The 22,158-nt window shown below is 46.5% G+C and carries 15 protein-coding genes; 5 read left to right on the top strand and 10 right to left on the bottom strand.

Annotated features, from left to right (window positions below):
- The first annotated feature begins 62 nt into the window (after positions 1 to 62).
- Positions 63 to 464: a translation initiation factor gene (locus LMJ53_RS14660; protein ID WP_229587886.1), complete on the top strand. Its 402-nt coding sequence runs from the start codon at positions 63 to 65 to the stop codon at positions 462 to 464.
- A 46-nt stretch (positions 465 to 510) separates the two neighbouring features.
- On the opposite strand, the gene LMJ53_RS14665 is transcribed toward LMJ53_RS14660, so the two are convergent.
- The 4 genes from LMJ53_RS14665 to LMJ53_RS14680 all read right to left on the bottom strand — a co-directional run bounded on the left by LMJ53_RS14665 (position 511) and on the right by LMJ53_RS14680 (position 9,731).
- On the bottom strand, positions 511 to 2,184 hold the full coding sequence (locus tag LMJ53_RS14665; protein WP_229587888.1) for a M28 family metallopeptidase: 1,674 nt from the start codon (positions 2,182 to 2,184) through the stop codon (positions 511 to 513).
- A gap of 63 nt (positions 2,185 to 2,247) precedes the next feature.
- Complete coding sequence (locus LMJ53_RS14670) at positions 2,248 to 3,546, bottom strand: amidohydrolase family protein (RefSeq protein ID WP_229587889.1); 1,299 nt, start codon at positions 3,544 to 3,546, stop codon at positions 2,248 to 2,250.
- Complete coding sequence (locus tag LMJ53_RS14675; RefSeq protein ID WP_229587891.1) at positions 3,546 to 6,662, bottom strand: amidohydrolase family protein; 3,117 nt, start codon at positions 6,660 to 6,662, stop codon at positions 3,546 to 3,548. Before LMJ53_RS14675 ends, LMJ53_RS14670 begins: the two co-directional genes overlap by 1 nt.
- 147 nt (positions 6,663 to 6,809) lie before the next feature.
- Positions 6,810 to 9,731, bottom strand: coding sequence for an EAL domain-containing protein (locus LMJ53_RS14680; protein ID WP_229587893.1), 2,922 nt, complete (start codon positions 9,729 to 9,731; stop codon positions 6,810 to 6,812).
- A 162-nt stretch (positions 9,732 to 9,893) separates the two neighbouring features.
- Here LMJ53_RS14680 and LMJ53_RS14685 point away from each other — a divergent pair, with 162 nt between their 5' ends.
- The gene (locus tag LMJ53_RS14685; RefSeq protein WP_229587895.1) at positions 9,894 to 10,349 is read left to right on the top strand and encodes a c-type cytochrome; all 456 of its coding nucleotides are present in this window, start codon (positions 9,894 to 9,896) and stop codon (positions 10,347 to 10,349) included.
- An 89-nt stretch (positions 10,350 to 10,438) separates the two neighbouring features.
- On the opposite strand, the gene LMJ53_RS14690 is transcribed toward LMJ53_RS14685, so the two are convergent.
- Positions 10,439 to 11,089: a cytochrome b/b6 domain-containing protein gene (locus tag LMJ53_RS14690; protein ID WP_229587897.1), complete on the bottom strand. Its 651-nt coding sequence runs from the start codon at positions 11,087 to 11,089 to the stop codon at positions 10,439 to 10,441.
- A gap of 55 nt (positions 11,090 to 11,144) precedes the next feature.
- Here LMJ53_RS14690 and LMJ53_RS14695 point away from each other — a divergent pair, with 55 nt between their 5' ends.
- Both LMJ53_RS14695 and LMJ53_RS14700 read left to right on the top strand, forming a co-directional pair.
- Positions 11,145 to 13,493 (top strand): penicillin acylase family protein, encoded by a 2,349-nt coding sequence (locus tag LMJ53_RS14695; RefSeq protein WP_229587899.1) that lies wholly within the window; start codon positions 11,145 to 11,147, stop codon positions 13,491 to 13,493.
- A gap of 190 nt (positions 13,494 to 13,683) precedes the next feature.
- Positions 13,684 to 14,835 carry a chorismate mutase gene (locus LMJ53_RS14700; RefSeq protein WP_229587901.1) on the top strand — a complete coding sequence of 384 codons (1,152 nt, stop codon included), beginning with the start codon at positions 13,684 to 13,686 and terminating at the stop codon, positions 14,833 to 14,835.
- A gap of 109 nt (positions 14,836 to 14,944) precedes the next feature.
- Here the strand turns inward: LMJ53_RS14700 and LMJ53_RS14705 are convergent, their stop codons facing one another.
- Positions 14,945 to 16,351: an MBL fold metallo-hydrolase RNA specificity domain-containing protein gene (locus tag LMJ53_RS14705; protein WP_229587903.1), complete on the bottom strand. Its 1,407-nt coding sequence runs from the start codon at positions 16,349 to 16,351 to the stop codon at positions 14,945 to 14,947.
- On the bottom strand, positions 16,341 to 17,945 hold the full coding sequence (locus LMJ53_RS14710) for a Na/Pi cotransporter family protein (protein ID WP_229587905.1): 1,605 nt from the start codon (positions 17,943 to 17,945) through the stop codon (positions 16,341 to 16,343). Before LMJ53_RS14710 ends, LMJ53_RS14705 begins: the two co-directional genes overlap by 11 nt.
- Positions 17,946 to 18,048: 103 nt before the next feature.
- On the opposite strand from LMJ53_RS14710, the gene LMJ53_RS14715 reads away from it, so the two are divergent.
- Entirely contained in the window at positions 18,049 to 18,939 is an 891-nt protein-coding gene (locus tag LMJ53_RS14715) for a TIGR00730 family Rossman fold protein (RefSeq protein ID WP_229587907.1), read from the top strand.
- Between the two features lie 48 nt (positions 18,940 to 18,987).
- Here the strand turns inward: LMJ53_RS14715 and tyrA are convergent, their stop codons facing one another.
- The 3 genes from tyrA to LMJ53_RS14730 form a co-directional block, all read right to left on the bottom strand.
- Positions 18,988 to 20,124 (bottom strand): bifunctional chorismate mutase/prephenate dehydrogenase, encoded by a 1,137-nt coding sequence (gene tyrA, locus LMJ53_RS14720; RefSeq protein ID WP_229587909.1) that lies wholly within the window; start codon positions 20,122 to 20,124, stop codon positions 18,988 to 18,990.
- Between the two features lie 5 nt (positions 20,125 to 20,129).
- Positions 20,130 to 21,188: a 3-deoxy-7-phosphoheptulonate synthase gene (locus tag LMJ53_RS14725; RefSeq protein WP_229587910.1), complete on the bottom strand. Its 1,059-nt coding sequence runs from the start codon at positions 21,186 to 21,188 to the stop codon at positions 20,130 to 20,132.
- 336 nt (positions 21,189 to 21,524) lie between these two features.
- On the bottom strand, positions 21,525 to 22,154 hold the full coding sequence (locus LMJ53_RS14730) for a DNA-J related domain-containing protein (protein WP_229587912.1): 630 nt from the start codon (positions 22,152 to 22,154) through the stop codon (positions 21,525 to 21,527).
- Positions 22,155 to 22,158: the final 4 nt, after the last annotated feature.

The raw sequence follows: 22,158 nt of genomic DNA on the forward strand, positions 1-22,158 counted from the left end.
CAGAAAAACTTGCGAGCAACGCTTGTGCTAAGTAAGCTACGGCCAACTTTTCAGGACATTTTATGATGAGCAAAAAAATTTCCTTAGCCGATTGGCAACAACAACTGACTGGCACTACCGCAGAGAGCACGAAACCGGCGAATCAGGCTGATTTGGTCTATTCCACGGCGACAGGCCGAATTGACGCGAGTAGCCCTGCTGTCTCGGCGGCTGAAGGCTTTGCTGATGGTGCCTTACGTATCCGTCGGGAAACGAAAGGTCGGGGCGGTAAGACGGTATTAACCATTTTAGGCTTAACCGTTAGCCCCAGTGAATTAAGCCAATTATGCACAGAATTAAAAAAGAAATGTGCTTGTGGTGGTTCGGTCAAAGACGGCATTATTGAGATACAAGGTGATAAACGCGAATTAGTCACCACCTTATTACAACAAAAAGGGTTTAAAGTGAAACAAGCCGGCGGTTAGGCCGGCTTGTTAACTCAAGCGATATTAACCACTCGGTATCGAACGATTACGGCGTATTGGGTTCAGAGTTCTCTGTACGGCCAAATACCGTTCTGAAAAAACTGTCTTTGCGCCATAATGGCCGCGTTTTGGCATTCGCTACATCCAGCGCAATATTAAAATTAATATCGGCAAATACGGCGCCAGCATCATAACGAATAGCCCCATACTCTTTGGTTAAGCTGGCAATATCATCAGAAGGGCGATGATAATGCTTGGCAAAGAAACTGGCCCACACTTTGCCACCGGAGACCTTTGGATCGGTTGAAGTAAAACCGGTCATTAAAAACACCGCAGGCACACCTTGTTGCACTAAACGATAATGATCTGAGCGCGTGAAGATAGCTTGCTCGGGCATCGGATCTTCACTTAAGGTTCTGCCCTCTTTTGCCGCGGCACGGGCAACCACATCACCTAGGGTCGAGTGATTTGCACCAAAAGCAATTAAATCGGCAAAAGAATACAGTAATACTGGCATATCTAAATTAACGTTAGCCACCATCTGCGAAATAGGCATTGGCGGTTGTTTCGCTAGATAATCTGCCCCTAATAAGCCTTTTTCTTCACCGGTAACCGCAGCAAACAAAATAGAGCGCTTTGGCGATGTCGGCAATTGCGCAAATAAACGTGCGGTCTCAAGTAAGATCGCGACACCCGCAGCGTTATCCATCGCCCCGTTATTAATTTTATCTTCGCTGCGTAAATCGTTAGAAAAACCGATATGATCAGAATGTGCCGTTAATACCACATATTCCTCTTTTAAGCGCGGATCGGAACCGGGTAAGGTTGCTAACACATTCGGGCTTGTCACCTGCTGATGAGTACTTTGGCTGCTTAAGTTAACTTCGCCTTTTAACGCAAAACCTTTGGGAACCTCATCTTTTTCTAATAAAGCAAAAATATCACTCAGGTTATAACCAGCGGCAGCGAATAACAGACTGGCCGCATCAGGATGCAAAGTTGCGCCACCTTGTAATTGAGCAAAGCCCCGACCAGGGTTACCTTCGTCATCTAACCAGCTCATGCTCGGACTATTTAAATACATGAGGCTATCGGCATAGGGCCGCGTTTTTTCTTGCTGTGGCGTATGCACCGAAATAACACCGATAGCGCCCCGCTCAACTGCAAACTCAGTTTTCATACTGCCCAGATAAGCCCGCTCTTCGCTGGGTAAAAAAGCAGGTAAGCCCGACAGCATGACCACGACTTTACCTTTAATGTCTAAATTCGCATAATCGTTTAACCCAAACACCTCAGACACTAAACCATAACCAACAAACACCATTTCGCCTTGCAACGTAACGGCTTCGGTTTGCAAATTGGGCCCGGTTGTAAATTGCTGCGGGTAATCTAAAGTCAGTTGTTGCTCGGGTAAGCTAAAACTAAGCTTGGCACTTCCCGGCACAATTTGCGCTTTGCGCATAGGGACACGCTGAAAGTAGCTGCCATCAGCCGCAGCCGGCACTAAACCTAATGCTTGAAATTGCTGAGCAATATAACGTGAGGCTAATTCATGGCCTCGACTCCCCGTGTCACGGCCTTCTAACAAATCATCCGCTAAAAACGTTAGATGGCTTTCAATCACCAAAGCGCTGGCGCGCGGGGCTTTGCTGGCTGGGGTACTGCTACAACCGGCAATAGTGATTAGCGCGGCCGAACAAAGTAAAAAAAACTTTTTCATGGACTGTCTCAATAAAAAAGTGCCAGTATTCACTGGCACTGTAGATGATGTTGTAACTAAAGCTTAGTTAGCCGCTTGATAGCGTTGCTGATAACGCTGGTGTAGCTGTTTATGTTTGTTATTCAGATCAACATTGCGACCGTCAATCCATAATTGCATGATGTTATGCCCACGATAATCAAAAATATCGCCTTCAGACACCACTAAACTCGCGCTCTTACCCACCTCAATCGAGCCTAAACGATCGGCCACACCGGCAATTTGTGCCGCATCTAAGGTTAAGGCACGTAGCGCTTGCGCAGGTTCTAAACCGTAACGCGTGACATGGCCCGCAGCAAACACCAGGTTGCGGGTATCCCAGAAACCATCCAGCGATAACGCGAAACGCACGCCGGCTTTTTGCAGCACACCTGGCACGCTAAAGGCTTGATCATAGGCTTCATCGGTACGCGTAGGTAAGCCATAAGGCGCGGTATAAATCACATCCACGTTATTCGCCGCCAGTTCATCTGCCATGCGCCAACTATCGCGCCCCCCCACAATCACTAAACGGACCTTGTATTGTTTAGCTAAGCTGATGGCTTGACGCATTTGTCTTGGATCATCGGCATGAACAAATAAGGGTAATTTACCTTCAAACAACGCTAACATGGCATGCCAGCGTGAATCACGGCCACGATTTAAGCCGGCTTGCTCAGCTAAATAATAGGCTTGTGCTTGGCTAAAGTAGCTTTGTAACTGCTCCAGTTGCTCACGTTGCCGCTCTTGCTGCTTTTCCGCACTATCGCGCACCCACCAACCGGTTTGTAAGCCCATGCGCGGCCAATTCACGTGTAAGCCCACATTGGCTTGAACTAAGGCATCTTGCCAATTCCAACCGTCTAACTGCATTAATGCTGAACGACCGGTGATTAAGCTACCATCAGGATAAATTAAGCTATGGCTAAAACCGTTGCTGCGAATAGTTGGGATCACCGCAGAATCAGCATTAAAGGCCACTTGCACTTGCAAATCCGGGTTCGTGGCTGAGGTTTCACGATCATCACGCGTGGCACGCACGGCTTCAACTTCAATTAAGCCTAATTGGTTAATCAAAGCAATAAGCCCCGGATACACATGCTTACCGGTTAAATCTTCTACTTGCGCCCCGGCAGGTGCCGTTAAGTTCGTGCCCATCGCGGCAATTTTACCATCGACCAGTAAAACATCTTGAATGGCCGGCTCGGTTACCACGGCGTGCACCGTGGCATTTTTCAATAATACTGGCACGCTTTGTTTTGGTGCAGGTACGGGGTTTACCGCTAACACGCTGCTAGTTGCCAGCGTCAGTGCTGCGGCAAGAATAGTGGTTAATTTTTTCATTAATGTTGCTCCCCATGGGCATGAGCATGACTTTCTGTGGCAGAGCCAAAACCAAAGCGTAATTTCAACCAGTCATCGTTATCTTCACAATGCCAAATCGGATCATCTTGTTTATAAGCGTTGCTACTGCCGTTACGAGCAGCGTCACCCGCGGTTAAGACCTTTTGGATCAACTGTTGCCGCTCTTGCTCAAGCTGTTGCCGCTTTGCCAAGTCTTCAGCACGGTCGAAGTAACGAGCCCCTTCAATCCACGTTTGTTGTGCCACACTGTAGACGGATAATGGATGGGCATCCCATAACACGAAATCGGCTTGTTTACCGACGGCAATTGAACCGACTTTATCGTCAATTTTTAATTGTTTTGCTGGGTTTAACGTAACCATCTTCAAGGCTTCTTGCTCATCCATATTACAATACATGGTTGATTTTGAGGCCTCTTGATTCAAACGACGCAGTAAACCAGGATCATCAGAGTTAACGCTCACTAACATACCCTGCTCATGCATCAAACAGGTGTTAGTTGGAATGGCATCCGTGACTTCCATCTTAAAGCCCCACCAGTCAGCAAAGGTCGATGCACTGGCACCATGCGCTTTCATTTCACTCGCTACCTTGTAGCCTTCTAAGATGTGGGTGTAAGTATTCACTTTGAAACCCATTTCATCAGCAACTTTCATCAACATTAAAATTTCAGAAGCCACATAAGAGTGTGTATGAATATGACGTTTACCTTCTAGAATTTCGACCAAGGTATCCATCTGATAATCACGGCGAGGAGGGGCAACACGGCCTTGCTCACGCTTAGACAGTTTATTGAACGCTTGCCAAGCCGCACGGTATTCTTTAGCCGCTTGGAATTGATCGCGAATAAAGGTTTCAACACCAATACGGGTTTGCGGGTAACGGGTATTGAACTCAGAGCCCCAGTTAGATTGCTTTACGTTTTCACCTAACGCAAATTTGATACTCGGAGGTGCATCTTTAAATTTCAGCCCTTCTGCATCTTGCCCCCAGCGTAAGCTGATAATTTGCGCACGACCACCAATCGGGTTAGCACTACCATGTAGTACCTGCACTGCGGTAACACCACCGGCTAAAGCACGATAGATGTTGATATCATCTGAGTTAATCACATCACCTAAGTGCACTTCGGCAGTATTAGCATGTGAACCCTCGTTCACCCCTTGCTCGGTGGCAATATGTGAGTGCTCGTCAATAATACCTGGCGTTAAATGTAAACCCGTGGCATCGATTACCGTATAACCGCGTGGCGTAGTCAGGTTTTGGCCAATTTTCTCAAACTTACCATTGCGCACCAGCACATCACTTTCGGTTAACACACCGTCTGCTGTTGCTGTCCACACGGTCGCATTTTTGATATGCAGGTTTTGTTGCTGCGGTAAGGCATCTAAACCAAAAGCACGATTAGGATAAGTCAGTTTCGACAACATCGCTGGCACTGCTTTAGCGGGCTTGGCATCTTTACTGCTGACTGCAACTTGCTGTTTGGCGCTGACAGCCACTTCATTACCCTGTGCATCTAACCAATAACCCTTAAGTTGTTGCTCAGACCAAACACCATTAAATTGCAGCACCGCAGCTTGTTCGGTGAGCTTTTGTAACGGCAAGCTAAATTGTAACCGCTGGTCTTGCACCATCAGGTGCGTCAGTTTTACTTTTTTATCACCCAGTGCCGCTTCACCGCTTATTTTCGGCGCCGTACCCGTTAGCGTCACGCTAAACGTTTGGTCTTGATAAGTAAGTTGATACTCACCTGCAAAAGCGGTGGGTTGCACACTGGTAAAGCGTTTTTCTTGGCCACGTAACCAGGTTGCGACAATTTCACCGTCGGTGAACAGATCGCCTCGGCTGATCACAAGATCGGCCTGATAACCGGCAGCAATTTTACCTAACCTATCGTCTAAACCCAGTAAACTGGCTGGTGTGGTGGTTAAGGCTGCGAGCGCTTGCTGTTTATCTAAGCCGTATTGAATAGCTTTGCGTAAGTTGGGTAAAAACTCGGATTTTTTAGTTAAACCATGCGTTGTGAAGGCAAAGTTTACCCCAGCTTTAGCCACTTCAGCCGGGTTAGCCGGTGCCCGCTCCCAGTGCCGTAAATCAGCAAGATTCACGTCTAAACGCTGCTCAGCCGCGCTGACCTGCGGTGCGGCGGGAAAATTCAGCGGTAGCAACACAGGTTTACCGGTCGCTTTAATTTGTGGCAAGCGGCTGTATTCATAGCCAGAGCCTAATAACAGCGCATTTTTAATATTAAATTCGCTGAGTAATTGATTGGCTCGCAGTAATGAACGATCGTCTGTGGTATCAAACAAGATGCCCTGGCTGCTTAAACTGCTAAGCGCTTCTAAAGCCGCGTTAAACTCAACCGGCTTACCCTGAACGCTTAAATTCGGGCTAGCCGTGGCCGCTTGATACCAATTAGCATCGGACAAGGTTTGACGGATCAGCGCGATAGATCCCATCAACGAAGAAGGATAGGTTTGCTGCGAGCTGCCTTTGCTAAAAGATAAAAAATGCTGAGCGTCAGCTTTTAAAATTAAATCATTTGGTAAGCCTTCACCTAAAGAGGCAACAAAAGCGGTTCCACGAAAAATACCGTCTTGGCGGGCACTTTGTACCGTCGTAAAACCGGCTTTTAATAACTCGGTCGCCGCTTTACTGTCGGGTTTAAATTGGGTTGCCCAACGTTGCTGTGCATGAATGGCGTCGTTTGCTGCATTGCCCCCCTTTCGCGCATTTTCATAAATAGGGTTACGACCACCAAAGCGCGCACGCTCAGGCTGACTGGCAGCAGGAACACCGTATTGAGTGTAAGGATCAATAAAACCGGGATATACAAAGTAACCTTGTAAATCAACGGTTTGATAACCGGCAGGGATCTTAGCGCTGGTTGAAACCGCTTCAATTTTACCATCACGAATTAAGATGGTTGCACCGGTAAGTTCTTTGCCCGGTTCGGTCAGAACAGTGGCATTGGTCAGAGCCACGAGATTCGGGGTTTTATCCCGGATCCCTAACTCTGGCGTGGTCTGAGCCGCATAGCTGGTCGCGCTAAGCAAAGCCAAGGTCAAAAGTGACAGGCGAGCTGATATCATAACGTTTTCCTGGTTTTGAGTGGATGTAAGGTATCACAGCGTTAGTTGCGGTTAGCGCAGGCTGTTTTAGTCAATAACACCTGCGTTTTAATGGTGTTAATCGAAACAACAATTACCCCGCACTGAACGACCGATTGATCCTGTACCCTATGTTTTTATTGTAAATGTCAGATGACTTAACTCTTGCTCTGCCAACGGCATACTGTAGTAATAACCCTGGACAATATAGCAAGCATTTTGCTTTAAGAAGTCTACCTGAGCTTCTGACTCGACCCCTTCAGCGACAACGCGTAATTGCATCTTTTGCGCCATCGCAATAATGGCAGAGACAATGTCCATATCGTTCCGATCTTCTGGAATATCTTTAACAAAAGAGCGGTCGATTTTCAGCTCGTCTACTGGGAATCGCTTCAAATAATTAAGCGATGAATAGCCTGTACCAAAGTCATCAATAGATAAAGAGACGCCGAGACGTTTTAACTGATTTAACTGTTTAATAGCCGCATCAGTATCGCCCATAAGCATACTTTCGGTAATTTCAAACACTAAATAGCTTGGATCGACACCGGTCCGCTGGATAATTTGTTCAATCATCGTCGGTAAACGATTGTCGTTAAATTGGCGCGCCGATAAGTTAATTGACAAACTAACGGCATAGCCACGGCTGTGTTGTCGAGCCAGAAAACGGCACGACTCTAGAATAATCCACTCACCAATTTTCACAATCAAGCCGGTACTTTCCGCCACCGGAATAAAGCGCGCCGGAGGCACTAGGGTATTGTCGGGTCGCAGCCAGCGGATCAAGGCCTCATAACCCACTACGGTGTCATCTTGAATATCAATTTTGGGTTGGTAATACATCAGGAATTGTTGCTCGCGGATCGCTTCACGTAACTGATTTTCAATCAATAAACGATCGGTCGCGGCTTCATTTAACTCGCGTGAGAAAAACCGGTAAGTATTTTTGCCACGCGCTTTTGCTTCATACATGGCCAAATCAGCATGCTTTATCAGGACTTCTTCTTCCGCACCGTCATCAGGCGCCACAGTAATACCAATAGAGGCACTAATGGCGACCGTATGCGTTCCTAATTGCACTGGCTGAGTAAAGGCTTGTTGTAAATTGCCGGCAATTTGCCCTGCATGCATTTTGTCTTTTATATCGCTTAAAATAACGGCAAATTCATCGCCGCCGAGCCTGGCGATAGTATCATCTTCACGCAAACGTGAGGTTAAACGCTTAGCCACTTCGATCAGTAATTCATCGCCAGCGTCGTGGCCTAAAGTATCATTAATTAATTTAAATTCGTCTAAGTCAAAGTACAACAAAGCAAAGGTGTAATAACCGCGTTGCGACATGGAAATGGCTTTGCGTAATTGGTTGCGGAAATAACTGCGATTGGCCAAGCCAGTGAGTGAGTCGAAGTAAGCCAATTGCTCCATTTGCTTTTGGCTGCGCTTAATAAAAGAAATGTCTTGCATCGCCGCAACATAATGAGATAACTCACCACGCTCGTCGCGGATCGGCGCTAAGGCTAAAGTGACCCAAGCTTGTTCTGTTTCGTCTGTGGCATCTTCTTGCAATAACAACACATCACCACGCCAGTGTTGCCGCTCTGCCAATGACTGCATCATATCATTGGTCAGTTTTTGCATATCTTCAGCGAACAAACTACTTAAGGGTTTTCCCAAGATACTGGCGCTTTGAACCTTTAACAACGTCGTCAAAAATGGATTTACATACTCAATATCAAGATGCTTATTGGTAATCACAATTCCTGAACTGGAAAAAGCGACCGCTTTACTGAGTTTACGCGCCAGCAATTCGGCTTGTTCTTTTTCGGCAATCCGCGTATCTAAACCAGTAACTAATTGGTTAATTTCTTCAAACATCGCGGTAAAGGCGCGGTTTAAAATACCCAGTTCATCGTGTTTGGTATCCAATTGTAAGCCAGGATGCGCCCCGCGCCCGACCCGATTTACCGCAGAGGCTAATTTTTTCAGCCGTTTTAACAGCATTTGGTTAATGAAAAAATGCAATAACAGCGTCACGGCAATCGCCACTAACAAGGTTAAAAACAGCATGCGAGGAACAAAAAAGTCTTGCTGTTGTAATAAAGTTTGTTTTTCTTGATAAAGCGCAAACTGCCAATCTAAACGATTAAAAGCACTTAGCGCCATCATAAAACGGCTATGACTCAAGGTTTGATTGGGCGTTTGCAGTAATTCACTTAATAAGGGATCGCTCACTTTAGCCCCCTGATAAGGGCTAAACATCGGCAAATTGCGCATTGAAGACGAAACGCTATCGCTGATGGCTTGCCCCATTCTATCGAGCAGCAAGGCATGGGTATTTGGCTTGTATTCAGCCGAGGCGATGCGATGCTGTGTTAATTCTGAAAGAGGCAGCGTAAAGCCCATTACGCCGAGAAACTGTTCTTGCTGATAGACCGGCAGCAACATACTCAGCATCCATTGTTGCCAAATACTGTCAAAATACACCGGGCTCCAGCGCAAACTGCGCTCAGGGTTTTGCTCTGGTGCTGCTAATTGAAATAAGGGGTTGTTCAATAAGGAAATATCGACCGAGAAATCTGCCGCCCAACCTGCTGGCGTTACCTGAACATAGTTATCTTTGGCAATAAAAAACACAGCAAAGAAATCATGTTGCAACAACGGCACAGTATCGTGCCAAACCGCAGTACTGCGCTGTAATAAACTATTTTGCACATTGACCCGGGCGTCCGGCGCAATATACAGGCCAGAAAAATCATGTTGTTGGCGACGTGAACCATCGGCTAAGGTGGTTAATAAGGCTGTATTAGAACGGGTAACTGGGCGCTCGTTTAATTGCTCACTGATCAGTTGGTGAGCTCGGCGTGCTTTGATTTCTTGTTTTTCGAGGTATTTGTCTAATTGCTGATGATAAAAATCGCTATTGCGCTGCAATAGTGCTTGTTTTTTTAACTGCACTGCCTCATCAGTTTGCTGTTGATACAGGCCATAAGTAAACATCACGGTAAGACCGGCAATCAGCATAGCCAAAAACACCAGGATTGAAAATTTCAAACCCAGTGAGTTGAATCCTTTGGCATTATTATGGGTAAGATCCTTCACGAATTTGGCTCACTGCTGTTATAGTGACCTGATAGTATCCCTGTCAGGTATGCAATAAAGACTATTTGTACTTTACCATTATTTTACGACAATCGACTAGAAGAGAGTAACAATATGAAAAAAGCCCTAATTTCTTCCCTACTTTGTTTATCTATCGCTTTACCGGTCGTCGCCGCTACGGCATTTACTGACGGTAAAGATGCGGTGTCATACCGTCAAGCTAACTTTCAGATGATCCGCCATAACATGGGCGACATCCAAGATATGATCCGCGGTAATGTGGCTTTTGACGTTGAGCGCGTGCAGCGTCGCGCTGAGGCATTAGCCTTATTATCGCAACTGCCATGGGAAACGTTTACCGTGCCTGGCACTCAAGGGGCGGGCGGTGAAGTAAAACCGGCTATTTGGGATAACTTAGCGGATGTGCAAGAGCGTGGAGAAAAACTGGCTGCAGATGCTGCCGCTTTATTAGTTGCAGCAAAGGCCGGCGAGCAAGCGGCTATTCGCAAAGCGTTTAGCGACTATGCGCGTAACTGCAAAGCTTGCCATGATAAATACAAAGCTGATTAATAAACTCAGCTTGTTCAGCTGATTATTTAAAGCCCGCTGGCACGTGGTAACCGCATGCCAGCGGGCTTTTTGCTAAACGGTAAACGTTTTCAAAGAAACAAGATCAGAATACGACCTTGCCACAGATAAAAACCGAGCAGCGCCAGTAGCACGATAACAAAAAAACGCCAAGTTGATTTCAAGTGCGGGGTGGCGTTTGCAGGTACCTCATTTTTACCATTGAACATCGACAATATGACATTGTCGTGACGCCAGCTATGCCAAACAGCAGCAAACACATGCACAAACACCGCGATTAAAATCAGATCGATTACGGTTTTATGCACATCAGAAGCCAGCGACACCCAACTTTCAGGCAAATGTGCAACTAAAGGGCCGTCACTAATATAGCTGTTATCAAAAGTGGCTAGGCCACTGAGAATTTGCAGCGTTAATAAGCCTAACAGCGTAAAAATCATATAAGAACCGGCCGGATTATGACCAAGCACCGGTTTTGGCTGGCGTAAAAAACGCCAAGCCGCACGGGGTGAATAGCTAAAATTACGAAAACGCGCGGTACTACTACCAAAAAAGCCCCAATACAGGCGCCCGATTAACAGAGCCGCTAAACTGTAAGCTAACAATTGATGCTGTGCCATCAAACCTTCGGTACCCGTATACCACAGCCCAAGCAGCAGCAACACTTGCGACCAATGAAATACCCTGACGGCGAGATCCCACACTTGCATCTTTCTTAACATTGAACTTTCCTTTTATTGTGCTAACCTTTTGATCTTATACCAGCAGGACATAAAAATGAAAATAATCAGCTGGCTGTTGTCGCTAGTCGTGGCCGTGATATTAATTGTATTGGCTGTGGCTTATTATTGGCTTAACGGCAGTTTACCCGATTATAACGGTCGCTATCTGGCCCCCATAGCACATCCGGTTAGTTTAAAGCGCGATCAACTAGGTTACTTAACCATCCACGCCACCGACCGTTCAGATACCGCTTATGCACTGGGCTTTGCGCACGCTCAAGAACGTTTCTTTCAAATGGATTTATCACGGCGCAGTGCAGCCGGTGAATTATCGGCTTTATTCGGGCAGCAAGCACTGAACACCGACATCAGCCATCGCCGCCACCTGTTTCGACAACGCGCCGAACATATCCTGACACAGCTTAAGGCGACAGATCTCGAGTTGTTAGCCGCTTACAGTCGAGGTGTTAACGATGGCTTAAACCGCTTACGCCAACCTCCTTTTGAATATCTGTTATTACAAACGACGCCCGAGCCTTGGTTAGAGCAAGATAGTCTGTTAGTCATTTACAGTATGTACCTAGATTTACAGGGTAAAATGGGGCGTGATGACTATGCGATGACCAAATTAAAAGCCGCGTTACCACAAGACTGGTATCAGTTTTTGCAACAGCATAGCCCACAGTGGCAAGCGGCCATTGATGGTAGCGAACAGCAAGCCATTGCCCTACCCAGCTCACCGTATCCCAGTGTTTTACAACAGCAATTAAGTTGCATTGAATGCACACCGGCTGACGCAGTCGATTTAGGCAGTAATAATTTTGCGGTTGCCGGCCACTTAACCGGGCATGGCGCAGCCATTTTGGCTGATGATATGCATTTATCGCTAAGGGTGCCAGGCGTCTGGTTCAAAACGCAATTAAATTGGGTTGAAGATCAGCAAGCGCAGCAAGTCACGGGTTTAAGTTTACCCGGTACACCGGCGATTGTGGTCGGTAGTAATGGCAAAATTGCATGGGGTTTTACCAATAGTACAGCCGATTGGCATGATTTAATCAGCCTAACCCTGTCTGATGATAAACAGCAGTATCTCAGCCCCAACGGCTGGCAACCTATTGAGTACATCACTGAGCGCATTACCATTCGCGACGCGCCAGCCCATTCACTATTAATCAAACAAACCGAATGGGGCCCGCTGATCCCCTTTGCGGATGGCCAACCTTATGCTCTGCGTTGGATAGCGCATGATCCGCAAGCGGTGAACCTGAACTTACGTTATTTAGAACAAGCTGAGTCTGCGGCCGAAGTGTTGCGTTTTGCTAATACTATGGGTATTCCCGCACAAAACGTGTTAGTTGCCGACCAACAAGGTCATATTGGCTGGTCTATATTTGGTCCAATGCGTCAGCGACATGTGGCAGATTGGGATACCGCTCAGGATTGGAGCAAGGGTGATAACTACTGGGGCGAGCTGTTAGAGGCGGCCGCTTATCCGCAACTACTCAACCCAACGTCAGGTCGGTTGTGGTCTGCGAATGCTCGCACCGTAGGTGGCGAGTTTTATAAGCTGTTAGGAAATGGTGGCTATGATTTAGGCGCAAGGGGTAAACAAATAGCCGATGCGTTAACTGCACTGCCCCAAGCGGATGAATTGGCGCTACATCAAATACAGCTGGATACCCAAGCGCATTTATTGCAGCCGTGGCAGGGGTTATTACTCGATACCCTAACGCCTGAACGCAGTGAGCAGTATCAATTAACCGAGTTTCGCCAGCTGATCGCGCAGTCTAGCTTAAAAGCGGATGTGAATGATGTCGGTTACACTTTGCTTCGGCAATTTCGTTTAACTACGCTAGAACTGACCTTTTCGCCCCTGTCAGCGTTATTAGAACACGTGGGCAGTCGCAGCAGTGATTTAAAATATTCAATGGAAACGCCATTTTGGTTAATGCTTGCGGCAAATCGCGCTGACACCTTACCGCCCAACTATCAAAGCTGGCAGGATTTACTGTTAAGCGCAGCCAAGCAAACCAAGCAGAATATCCAAGCACAATACGGTAGCTTAACCCAAGCCAACTGGGGCACGCGTAATACCAGTAAAATTAAACATCCTTTGTCTGGCGCCATTCCGCTGATTGGCCACTGGCTCAATATGGCCGATACGCCGCTATCGGGTGATAGTCATATGCCAAAGGTGCAACATCCGGCTTTTGGTCAATCGCAAAGAATGGTGGTTGCACCTGGTTTTGAAGAATTAGGCGTCTTAGTGATCAGCAGTGGTCAATCCGGTCACCCCCTTTCCCCTTTTTATCGTAGCGATCATCCTTATTGGCTAGCCGAAGTTGCTTTGCCCTTTTTACCTGGGCCAGAAAAATATCAACAACAGTTAATACCTAACCCTTGACTTTAGCCATCCAGACGGATTAAGGTGTGCAACATGAATATGATGATTTGCTCGCTCGGTTTTTTTAGCTTTACCCCCTAACATTGGGAGGTAGCTGAGCGTGCACGCACGTAAAGCCCAAAACCTCCCCACTCGGGAGGTTTTTTTTTGCAAGTTGACCCTTAAACATAGGTGTAGCACGAGGCCAAATATGGAATTAAATGAGATCCGCACTGCGATTAGTGAAACTGATCAGCAATTATTGAGCTTGCTGTCTAAACGTCGCAAGTTGGCACTGGCCGTGGCAGAAGCAAAGCTATCCCAAAATAAACCCATTCGCGATCAACAACGCGAGCAAGAATTATTATTGTCGCTGATTGAAAAAGGCAAATCGCTGGAACTCGATGCACACTATGTTACGCGGTTATTTCAAGTTGTCATTGAAGACTCGGTATTACAGCAACAAGCTAAAGTGCAAGGCCAATTAAACGGTGATAATTCCCCGGTAGTGAGAGTGGCGTTTTTAGGCGGGCAAGGCTCTTACAGTTACTGGGCAACCCAAAAATACTTTACCCGTCGCGCTGAGCGTATTATCGAATTAGGCTGCGATAGCTTTAATGAAATTGTCAAAGCGGTAGAAACCGGCCATGCCGACTATGCGGTATTACCGATTGAGAATACCTCGTCAGGTTCAATTAACGAAGTGTATGACATCTTACAACATACCCGTTTATCCATTGTAGGTGAACTCACGCACCCCATTGAACATTGCTTACTCGGCTTACCGGGTACCGATCTCACGAAAATCCGCCAAGTGTGTTCTCATCCGCAAGTGATTGCGCAGTGTAGTCAGTTTTTACTCGGTTTAACGAACGTGAAAATAGACTACTGTGAAAGCTCTTCCGCCGCGTTTGCCAAAGTAAAAGAGTTACAGGATCCTAGCATTATTGCTATTGGTGGCGAAGATGGCGGCAAACTCTATGGTTTAGAAGTACTAACACGCCAATTAGCCAATCAAAAAGCCAATATCAGCCGCTTTATCGTGGTCGCCCGTAAATCGGTTAATGTTGCCAAAGCCATCCCAGCAAAAACCACTTTTATTATGTATACCGGGCAGCAACCCGGTGCACTGGTAGAAGCCTTGCTAGTGTTAAAGCAGCATGGCATTAGTATGAGTAAATTAGAATCGCGCCCGATCAACGGCAACCCGTGGGAAGAAATGTTTTATGTGGATGTTTCTGCCAATCTGAACGACTACGCCATGACTCGCGCACTAGAAGAGTTAAATAACCTGACAAAATTTGTCAAAGTACTGGGTTGTTATCCAAGCGATGATATCACGCCAACACAACCTGAAAGTTAAATGATAAAACAGCCACTTGAGCGAATGCCGAGCAGTGTAGTGTGTTATTAAACAGCATTAACTGACGGGCATTTGCAACAGTGGCTGCCTCTGCTTGTCGTAAACTCCGTTAGAAATCGAAGCTATCGCCTTTCGCCGGAATTTGCGAGGCAATACCGAGCTCGGCTAACTTTTCTTGTAAAACCAATTGCGCCTCTGGCTCACCATGGATTAAGTAAAAATCGGGTTGACCCGTAATGGCTTTAGCCCATGCTAATAACTCGCTTTGCCCTGCATGTGCCGAAAAGCCGCCAATAGTATGAACATTGGCTTTCACAACGATATCTTGCCCAAACATTTTCACACGTTTTTCGCCGTCAACCAGCCGCCGACCTAAAGTACCTCGAGCTTGAAAGCCGATAAAGATAAGGTGATTGGTATTTTTCCAGAGGTTATGTTTTAAGTGGTGTACAATACGACCACCATTACACATACCGCTTCCCGCAATAATAATCGCCCCTTGGCTGATCCGATTAATCGCCATCGAATCTTCAACAGTTTCTGATAATTTCAAAATCGGCAGTAATTGTTGTAGCGTCATGCCCGGTTTGTAACCAATTTTATCTAAATCGGCTTGATCAAGGCGATGTAAGTACTCGTTATAGATCTTGGTAATGCTAATGGCCATTGGGCTGTCTAAAAACACCATACGCTGCTTTAAACGGCCTTGTTTAAAGAGCAAGGCGAGATAATACAAAATCTCTTGCGAGCGCCCTAAAGCAAAGGCGGGGATAAAGACATTACCATTTTCGTTATAGGCTTGTTCAAGTGCTGCAGCAAGCTCTTCAATGGTATCGGCTAGCGGTTGGTGATCACGATTACCATAAGTACTTTCCATTAATACGATATCAGCTTGACCAATATCCGTAGCCGGCGGTAACAGTACCGTAGCAGGGTTGCCAAGATCGCCAGAGAACACCAACTTGCGCATGGCTTGCTTTCCCTTCAACCACAGTTGCACAATGGCCGAGCCTAAAATATGCCCCGCATCAGCAAACTCCAGCTCTACGCCATCGAGCGGGAAACCGCGTTTGCTGTAGGGTAACTCCACAATCAAATCCACCACACGCTCGACATCCTTCACCGACATCACCGGGGATTGCGGCTTTTTACCCGCACGCACCGCTTTTTTATTTTGCCATTCCAAATCTTTTAAATATAAGTTAACCGAATCTTTCAGTAGCACCGGTAAAATATCAGCCGTGCCCGGTGTGCAATAAATTTTGCCATGAAACCCTTTAGAGACTAACAAGGGTAATAAACCACTGTGATCGATGTGTGCGTGAGATAACACCACCGCATCAATGTCTTTGGCATTAAAAGGAAAACGAAACTTGTGCCATTCCTTAACTTGATCATGGCCTTGTACCATGCCACATTCGAGTAATAGCTGCTGATGAGGTAACTTGATCAGATAACAGGAGCCGGTGACTTGCTGAGCAGCACCGATGAAGGTCAAACTGGCATTAACTGGCATGACTGTGTTCCTCTTGTTCTTGTTGGGATGTCGGCCCGTCTGTTGTGGTTAGTAGCGCACCTAACGAGAGCATGGCTTTGGTCAGTTGTTGATTAAAGCGGCGTAATTCCGCAATTCGTAACAGCTGATCGCCACCATTGTCGGTACTCACGCGTTCGGTCAGTACCAATAGATACAATTGTTCTTTAATTTTTTGGCGTTGTTTCATTAAATCCCGATAGCAACTGCGCACTTTGGCGGCATCTTCTGGCCAATGCGCCTGTTGTAATTGTTGCCATAACGTTTGTTCCGGCACAAACGCAGTCGCATTGCTGGTTAATTGCTTAGCAAGCTGCGGTAGCAATTGAATCGTCATTTCTAAGCGCATTTGATTTTTAATAAGTTCATTTAACGCTTTAGACTCGGCGGCGGATAATTCACTTTTACCCAATTTTAATAAATAACTGTTCAGCTCGGTTTGTAATTGCTTGATGTTATTTAAGCCCGCACTGGCTTGAGGTGTATCAGCATGCAACATCAAGGCTTGCTGACTAATCAGTTGGCCAACATGCAGTGTTTCCATAACCAAACTTTTAATCGCAACCGACGGAATACTTAAACTAGACGTATCTAACATGCGTAATTGGCCGGGGCTGTGCTGTCGAAAACGGCCATTTAAAAAAAGCACCAAGCGAGCGGTTAAAGGCCACATTAACAGAACACCCAGCACATTAAATAGCGTATGAAACAAGGCCAAGCTGATGGCGGGGTTTGGGTCGTGAAATAACGCCTGCTGCAGTTGCAAAATAAGCCATAACAAAGGGCTGATCAGCAATACCGCAACCACACCGGTTATCACATTAAAAATCACATGCAATAGCGCTAAGCGTTTAGCCTGTGCCGTGGCCGCTAAAGTTGACATGATGGCGGTTGAAGTGGTGCCAAGGTTCGCCCCAATAACAAAAGCCGCCGCTAACGATAACGGAAGAACACCTGCAGACACTGCGGTAATCACTAAGGCAATCACCGCTATAGACGCTTGCATTAACACACTTAATAACGTGCCTAATGCCACCCCTAACAATATGCCCCATAAGCCCCATTGGCTTAACGCTGAAAATTCAATATCGAGAAAAACAGCATTAAAACCTTCTTTTAAAAACCCCAGCCCTAAAAAGAAAAAACCGAAACCGACTAACGCCTCACCCACGCCTTGCTTTTTTACTGTCTTCGTAAACAGTTTAAGCATGGCGCCTAGGCCGACCAAGGGTAACGCAAACACTTCTATCTTAAATTGTAGACCAATTAGCGCCACAAACCAGCCGGTTAATGATGTCCCGACATTACTGCCGTAAATGACAAAGGCAGCATTTTGCAAAGATAAAATACCCGCATTAACAAAACCAATGGTGGTAATGGTGATGACCGTTGAGGATTGCACCGCAACCGTAGCCGCTGTGCCAAACACTAAGCCTTGCCAAGGTTTGGTGGTCCAACGCTGTAAAAACTGCATTAATGCAGGCCCGGCTGCCGTTTTTAAACCTTTACTAAGCCAGTCCATCCCTAACAGTAAGATCCCTAGCGCACCAAAGGTCACTAAAATATCTGACCACATAGCTGTCCTAATTTTTTTATTTGTTATAACACCACTTTAACCTGTTCGCGCGGTACTATGTGTACTCTTAACAGAAAATAATTTTTCCTCAGGGGTTTTCAGTATGTCGGAAAACAGTACCTTATATAAACGCCATTTTGCCAGTGCTCAAGAATCATTAGATGCGATCACGCAATTACAAGATCATAATTCCTTTAAGCTCGCCTTCGCTGACAATGGTTTTTTAATGCAAGACGAGCTGCGCCATGTTCGTCTGCAGTTAGAATATTTAAAACCACAGATGGTACTCGAGCAGCACGGCATTAATGCCACCATCGTCGTATTTGGCAGTGCCCGTTTTCTGTCACCGAGTGTTGCAGCAAGTCAACTGGCAGAGGTTGAACAACGCTATGCGGGGCAAGAACATACCGCTGACGCTGTGAGTGCACTGCAGCAAGCGCAACGCGATGTGAGGAACAGTCAGTACTATGCAGCCTCGCAAGCATTTGCTCGCATCGTCACCACACACAATGGCAAGCATCCCGCAGCAGGCTTAATGATTATCAGCGGCGGCGGCCCAGGTGTGATGGAAGCCGCCAATCGTGGGGCGATGGATGCCAATGGTAAAAGCATTGGTTTAAATATTGTTTTACCCAAAGAGCAACATCCAAACCCCTATATCACGCCTGAACTGTGTTTCCAGTTTCACTATTTTGCCATCCGCAAAATGCACTTTTTACAGCGGGCGCAGGCGTTAGTGGCCTTTCCGGGGGGCTTTGGCACTTTAGATGAGTTGTTTGAAACCCTAACACTGATTCAAACTCGTAAAGCCAAACGCGTACCGGTCATTTTATACGATAAAGTGTTTTGGCAGCGTTTAATCAATTTTGACATGCTGGCAGAAGAAGGCTTAATTAGCCCAGAAGATCTCGAGTTAATACAATTTGTAGATACACCTGAGCAGGCGTGGGAAATTATCTATCATTTTTATGGTCTGGCTAACACAGAAACATAAACCCAGCGCTAACTCGCTGGGTTCATTGGCAATTTACTGCTGTTACCTTTAGCTGCGACCATCCGCGGCTTTTTGTAACAGCTGTTTGCTCTCGTGCAAAAACTGCCCTGCTAAATCACCAAAAAACTGTTGCCCTTTAGCAAATTCGGCCATCAAACCGGCTTTATCATTGGCTTGCAACAAGGCTAATAACTGACCAAAACGCTGCTGATAGCGTGATAATAGGCTGGCAACATCACTAGATGACAGCATAATATCGGCATATAACTCGGCATTTTGTGCAAACAAACGGCCAATCATTGCCAACTCTAACCGATAAATGGGTGAGCTCATGGCCAGCAGCTGCTGCAAATCCGCTTTTTCTTCGGCTAAATGTACGCCATAAACCAAAGATGAGAAGTGACGCATCGCTTGGATCAGTTGCATAGCACTGTCATGCGCAGTGGCCTGTTCCTCGGCGAGTTCTGCACCCCAAACCGTTAATTGTTGCAGTAACCATTGATATTGCTGTTCAGCACGGCCGTGACAGACCACCACCACTTGCTTCACTAAATTCGTAATATCCGGGCCGAACATCGGATGTAAACCCACGACAGGCCCGGCATGCTGCGTCAACATCGCTTGCAAGGGCTTGTCTTTGATACTGGTTAAGTCTGCTAGCACACAATCGCTTGGCAAAGCCGGTAACTTTGCAATCAACTGCTCCGTTAAGGTGATGGGCACCGCCATTAACACCAAGGCTGCATCAGCACATAAGCTGGCGGCTTCTGGCCAATCCTGTTGCTCTAACACCACCACTTGATAGCCAGAACGCGCAAATAAACTGACAAAACGCGCACCGAGCGCCCCAGCACCACCGACCACCACCACCTTACCACCGCCCTGGCGACAACAAACAAAGCTGATGTCTTGTGTGGCATAAGATTCGCGCATGATGCGCCGCAGCACATCTTCAACCAGCTCGGGCGAGACCTGCTCGGCAATAGCTTGCTCGCGACGCGCCGTTAACAGTTCATGCTCGCGCTCAGGTACGTATACCGGTAAGGCGTAATGCTGCTTCACCTGCCCGACCTGCGCAGTCACTTTGGCGCGTGCCGCTAATAGCCTGACTAGTTCAGCATCAATAGTATCGATTTGCTCGCGCAACGGTTGCAGTGCTTGTTGTGCATGATTAACGGCCGTCATCTGATCTACGCCACCGCTTGCAACGGCAACATTTGCTGATGCAAACTTGCTAACAAGGTTTCGGTTGTCGCCCAATCAATACAGGCATCGGTGACTGACACACCGTAATGCTCGGCTTTACCGGCGATCAGATCTTGCCGCCCTGCTGATAAATGACTTTCTAACATCAAACCAATAATGGCATCATTGCCGGCTAAACGCTGCGCGACGACATCAGCGGCCACGAGCGGTTGTCGATTATGGTCTTTGTGCGAATTGCCATGACTGCAGTCGACCACAATACCGCGTGGTAATTTTAATTTATCAATTTTTTGTAAGACATCTTGAATGCTGGCTGCATCGTAATTTGGCGCACTGCCACCCCGTAAAATGATATGCCCATCCGGATTACCGGCGGTTTGCACCAAGCTCACTTCACCTTTTTGGTTAATACCAAAGAATGTGTGGCCGCTAGCGGCAGATTGCAGCGCATTGAGCGCTACATTTAAACTGCCATCGGTACCATTTTTAAAACCCACAGGCATCGACAAACCACTGGCCATTTCACGGTGCGTTTGCGATTCCACGGTGCGGGCCCCAATCGCCGCCCAGCTAATTAAATCAGACATATATTGTGGGCTGATCGGATCGAGCGCTTCGGTTGCAACCGGCAATTCTAAATCGGCCATTTTTAGTAGCAATTCACGGCCCCAAGTTAAACCGGTTTCTAAGTCAAAGGAGTCATCAAGATGCGGATCGTTGATAAAGCCTTTCCAGCCCACTGTGGTACGTGGTTTTTCAAAGTACACGCGCATCACAATATATAAACTATCTTGGTAAGCTAGCTGCAGTGCTTTAAGTTTATGTGCATATTCCATCGCGGCAACGGGATCATGGATAGAACATGGCCCGGTCACCACCAGTAAACGTTTATCATGGCCATGAATAATGTTAGCAATATCATTGCGTGCTTTCGCAATAAAATCTAAACCTTGAGCTGATAGTGGCAACACTTTCTTTAACACAGCAGGTGAGATCAGGGGTTTCTGGGCGACGATACGCAAATCATCAACAATCATACTCATTTAATGGTGCTCCTGTAGCGGTATGAGTCACGGGCGGTGATTTAGCATAGATAATAATATCGTTGCCCGCTGACCTAAAATTGAGTGTAAATATTAATTTACACATCGTATTTTTTAAATTACATATTTCGCAGTTTACGGATAGACGGCTACAGCGTCAAGCCTACAAACCAATAAAATTGCCACTTACACTGAAATGCAACATAAAAATATGACGTAAACTTTTTAATACAAAGCAATAAATCGCAGCATAAAATCAGGCTGTAGCATAGCAACACTGCAGCAAGCCAGCACTTGCCGAGGTGTTGCAACCCCTTTTAAAAGAGCGATTTAGCGTTAGAAGCGGGTCAGCAGCTTTTTATAAGCAAGAGTAATGCGGACGAAGGCTTGTTGATCACCACCGCGATCGGGATGATGTTTTAAGGATTGTTTGCGAAAGGCTTTTTTTAATTCTACTTGAGAGCAAGGCCATTGTAGGGCTAATAAACGCAAGGCTTCATCATCGGACAGTTTTACGTCTGGTGGGCTAAGATAACGCTGTTGATAAAACTGCCAAAACTGATTTAGGCGCTCCGTCAGCCCCATGGGCGTCATCCGCCAATAATTTTGCCACTCGGCATAATAGGCCGCTTTCGTGTCAGGCGTTGCCGGCAGGGCGTTTTGCCATGGCAGAATTTTAATCCGCGCTAAACCAATTTCAATATGTGCTGTTTCATTGGCAGCCCAACGCGCGGCGATACGATAAAGTAAATGGTATAACACAAAATGCACTTGAAATAACGCAAGTTGGCTATCGGCAACTTGGCTAAAAGATTTAAGCTTGAGCAGACTCAAGAGTTGTTGCTCGGTAATGTCACCATAACGACGAGACAACAGGGTTTCCAGTTCTTGTTCTAACTGTTGTAGGGCTTGCTGACTAATCGGCGGTTGCGCAGTGTGGGTAATAGACATAAAAAAGGCCGGCATAATG

The sequence above is a fragment of the Rheinheimera sp. UJ51 genome, from assembly GCF_020819615.1.
Lineage (GTDB): Bacteria > Pseudomonadota > Gammaproteobacteria > Enterobacterales > Alteromonadaceae > Alishewanella > Alishewanella maricola.

Bases quoted from the DNA above. Each gene is read 5' to 3' on its own strand.
- LMJ53_RS14670 (WP_229587889.1), bottom strand. From the start codon at position 3,546: ATGAAAAAATTAACCACTATTCTTGCCGCAGCACTGACGCTGGCAACT.
- LMJ53_RS14715 (WP_229587907.1), top strand. From the start codon at position 18,049: ATGTCGGAAAACAGTACCTTATATAAACGCCATTTTGCCAGTGCTCAA.
- LMJ53_RS14695 (WP_229587899.1), top strand. From the start codon at position 11,145: ATGAAAATAATCAGCTGGCTGTTGTCGCTAGTCGTGGCCGTGATATTA.
- LMJ53_RS14690 (WP_229587897.1), bottom strand. From the start codon at position 11,089: ATGTTAAGAAAGATGCAAGTGTGGGATCTCGCCGTCAGGGTATTTCAT.
- LMJ53_RS14730 (WP_229587912.1), bottom strand. From the start codon at position 22,154: ATGCCGGCCTTTTTTATGTCTATTACCCACACTGCGCAACCGCCGATT.
- LMJ53_RS14660 (WP_229587886.1), top strand. From the start codon at position 63: ATGATGAGCAAAAAAATTTCCTTAGCCGATTGGCAACAACAACTGACT.
- LMJ53_RS14725 (WP_229587910.1), bottom strand. From the start codon at position 21,188: ATGAGTATGATTGTTGATGATTTGCGTATCGTCGCCCAGAAACCCCTG.
- LMJ53_RS14710 (WP_229587905.1), bottom strand. From the start codon at position 17,945: ATGTGGTCAGATATTTTAGTGACCTTTGGTGCGCTAGGGATCTTACTG.
- tyrA (WP_229587909.1), bottom strand. From the start codon at position 20,124: ATGACGGCCGTTAATCATGCACAACAAGCACTGCAACCGTTGCGCGAG.
- LMJ53_RS14685 (WP_229587895.1), top strand. From the start codon at position 9,894: ATGAAAAAAGCCCTAATTTCTTCCCTACTTTGTTTATCTATCGCTTTA.
- LMJ53_RS14665 (WP_229587888.1), bottom strand. From the start codon at position 2,184: ATGAAAAAGTTTTTTTTACTTTGTTCGGCCGCGCTAATCACTATTGCC.
- LMJ53_RS14700 (WP_229587901.1), top strand. From the start codon at position 13,684: ATGGAATTAAATGAGATCCGCACTGCGATTAGTGAAACTGATCAGCAA.
- LMJ53_RS14675 (WP_229587891.1), bottom strand. From the start codon at position 6,662: ATGATATCAGCTCGCCTGTCACTTTTGACCTTGGCTTTGCTTAGCGCG.
- LMJ53_RS14705 (WP_229587903.1), bottom strand. From the start codon at position 16,351: ATGCCAGTTAATGCCAGTTTGACCTTCATCGGTGCTGCTCAGCAAGTC.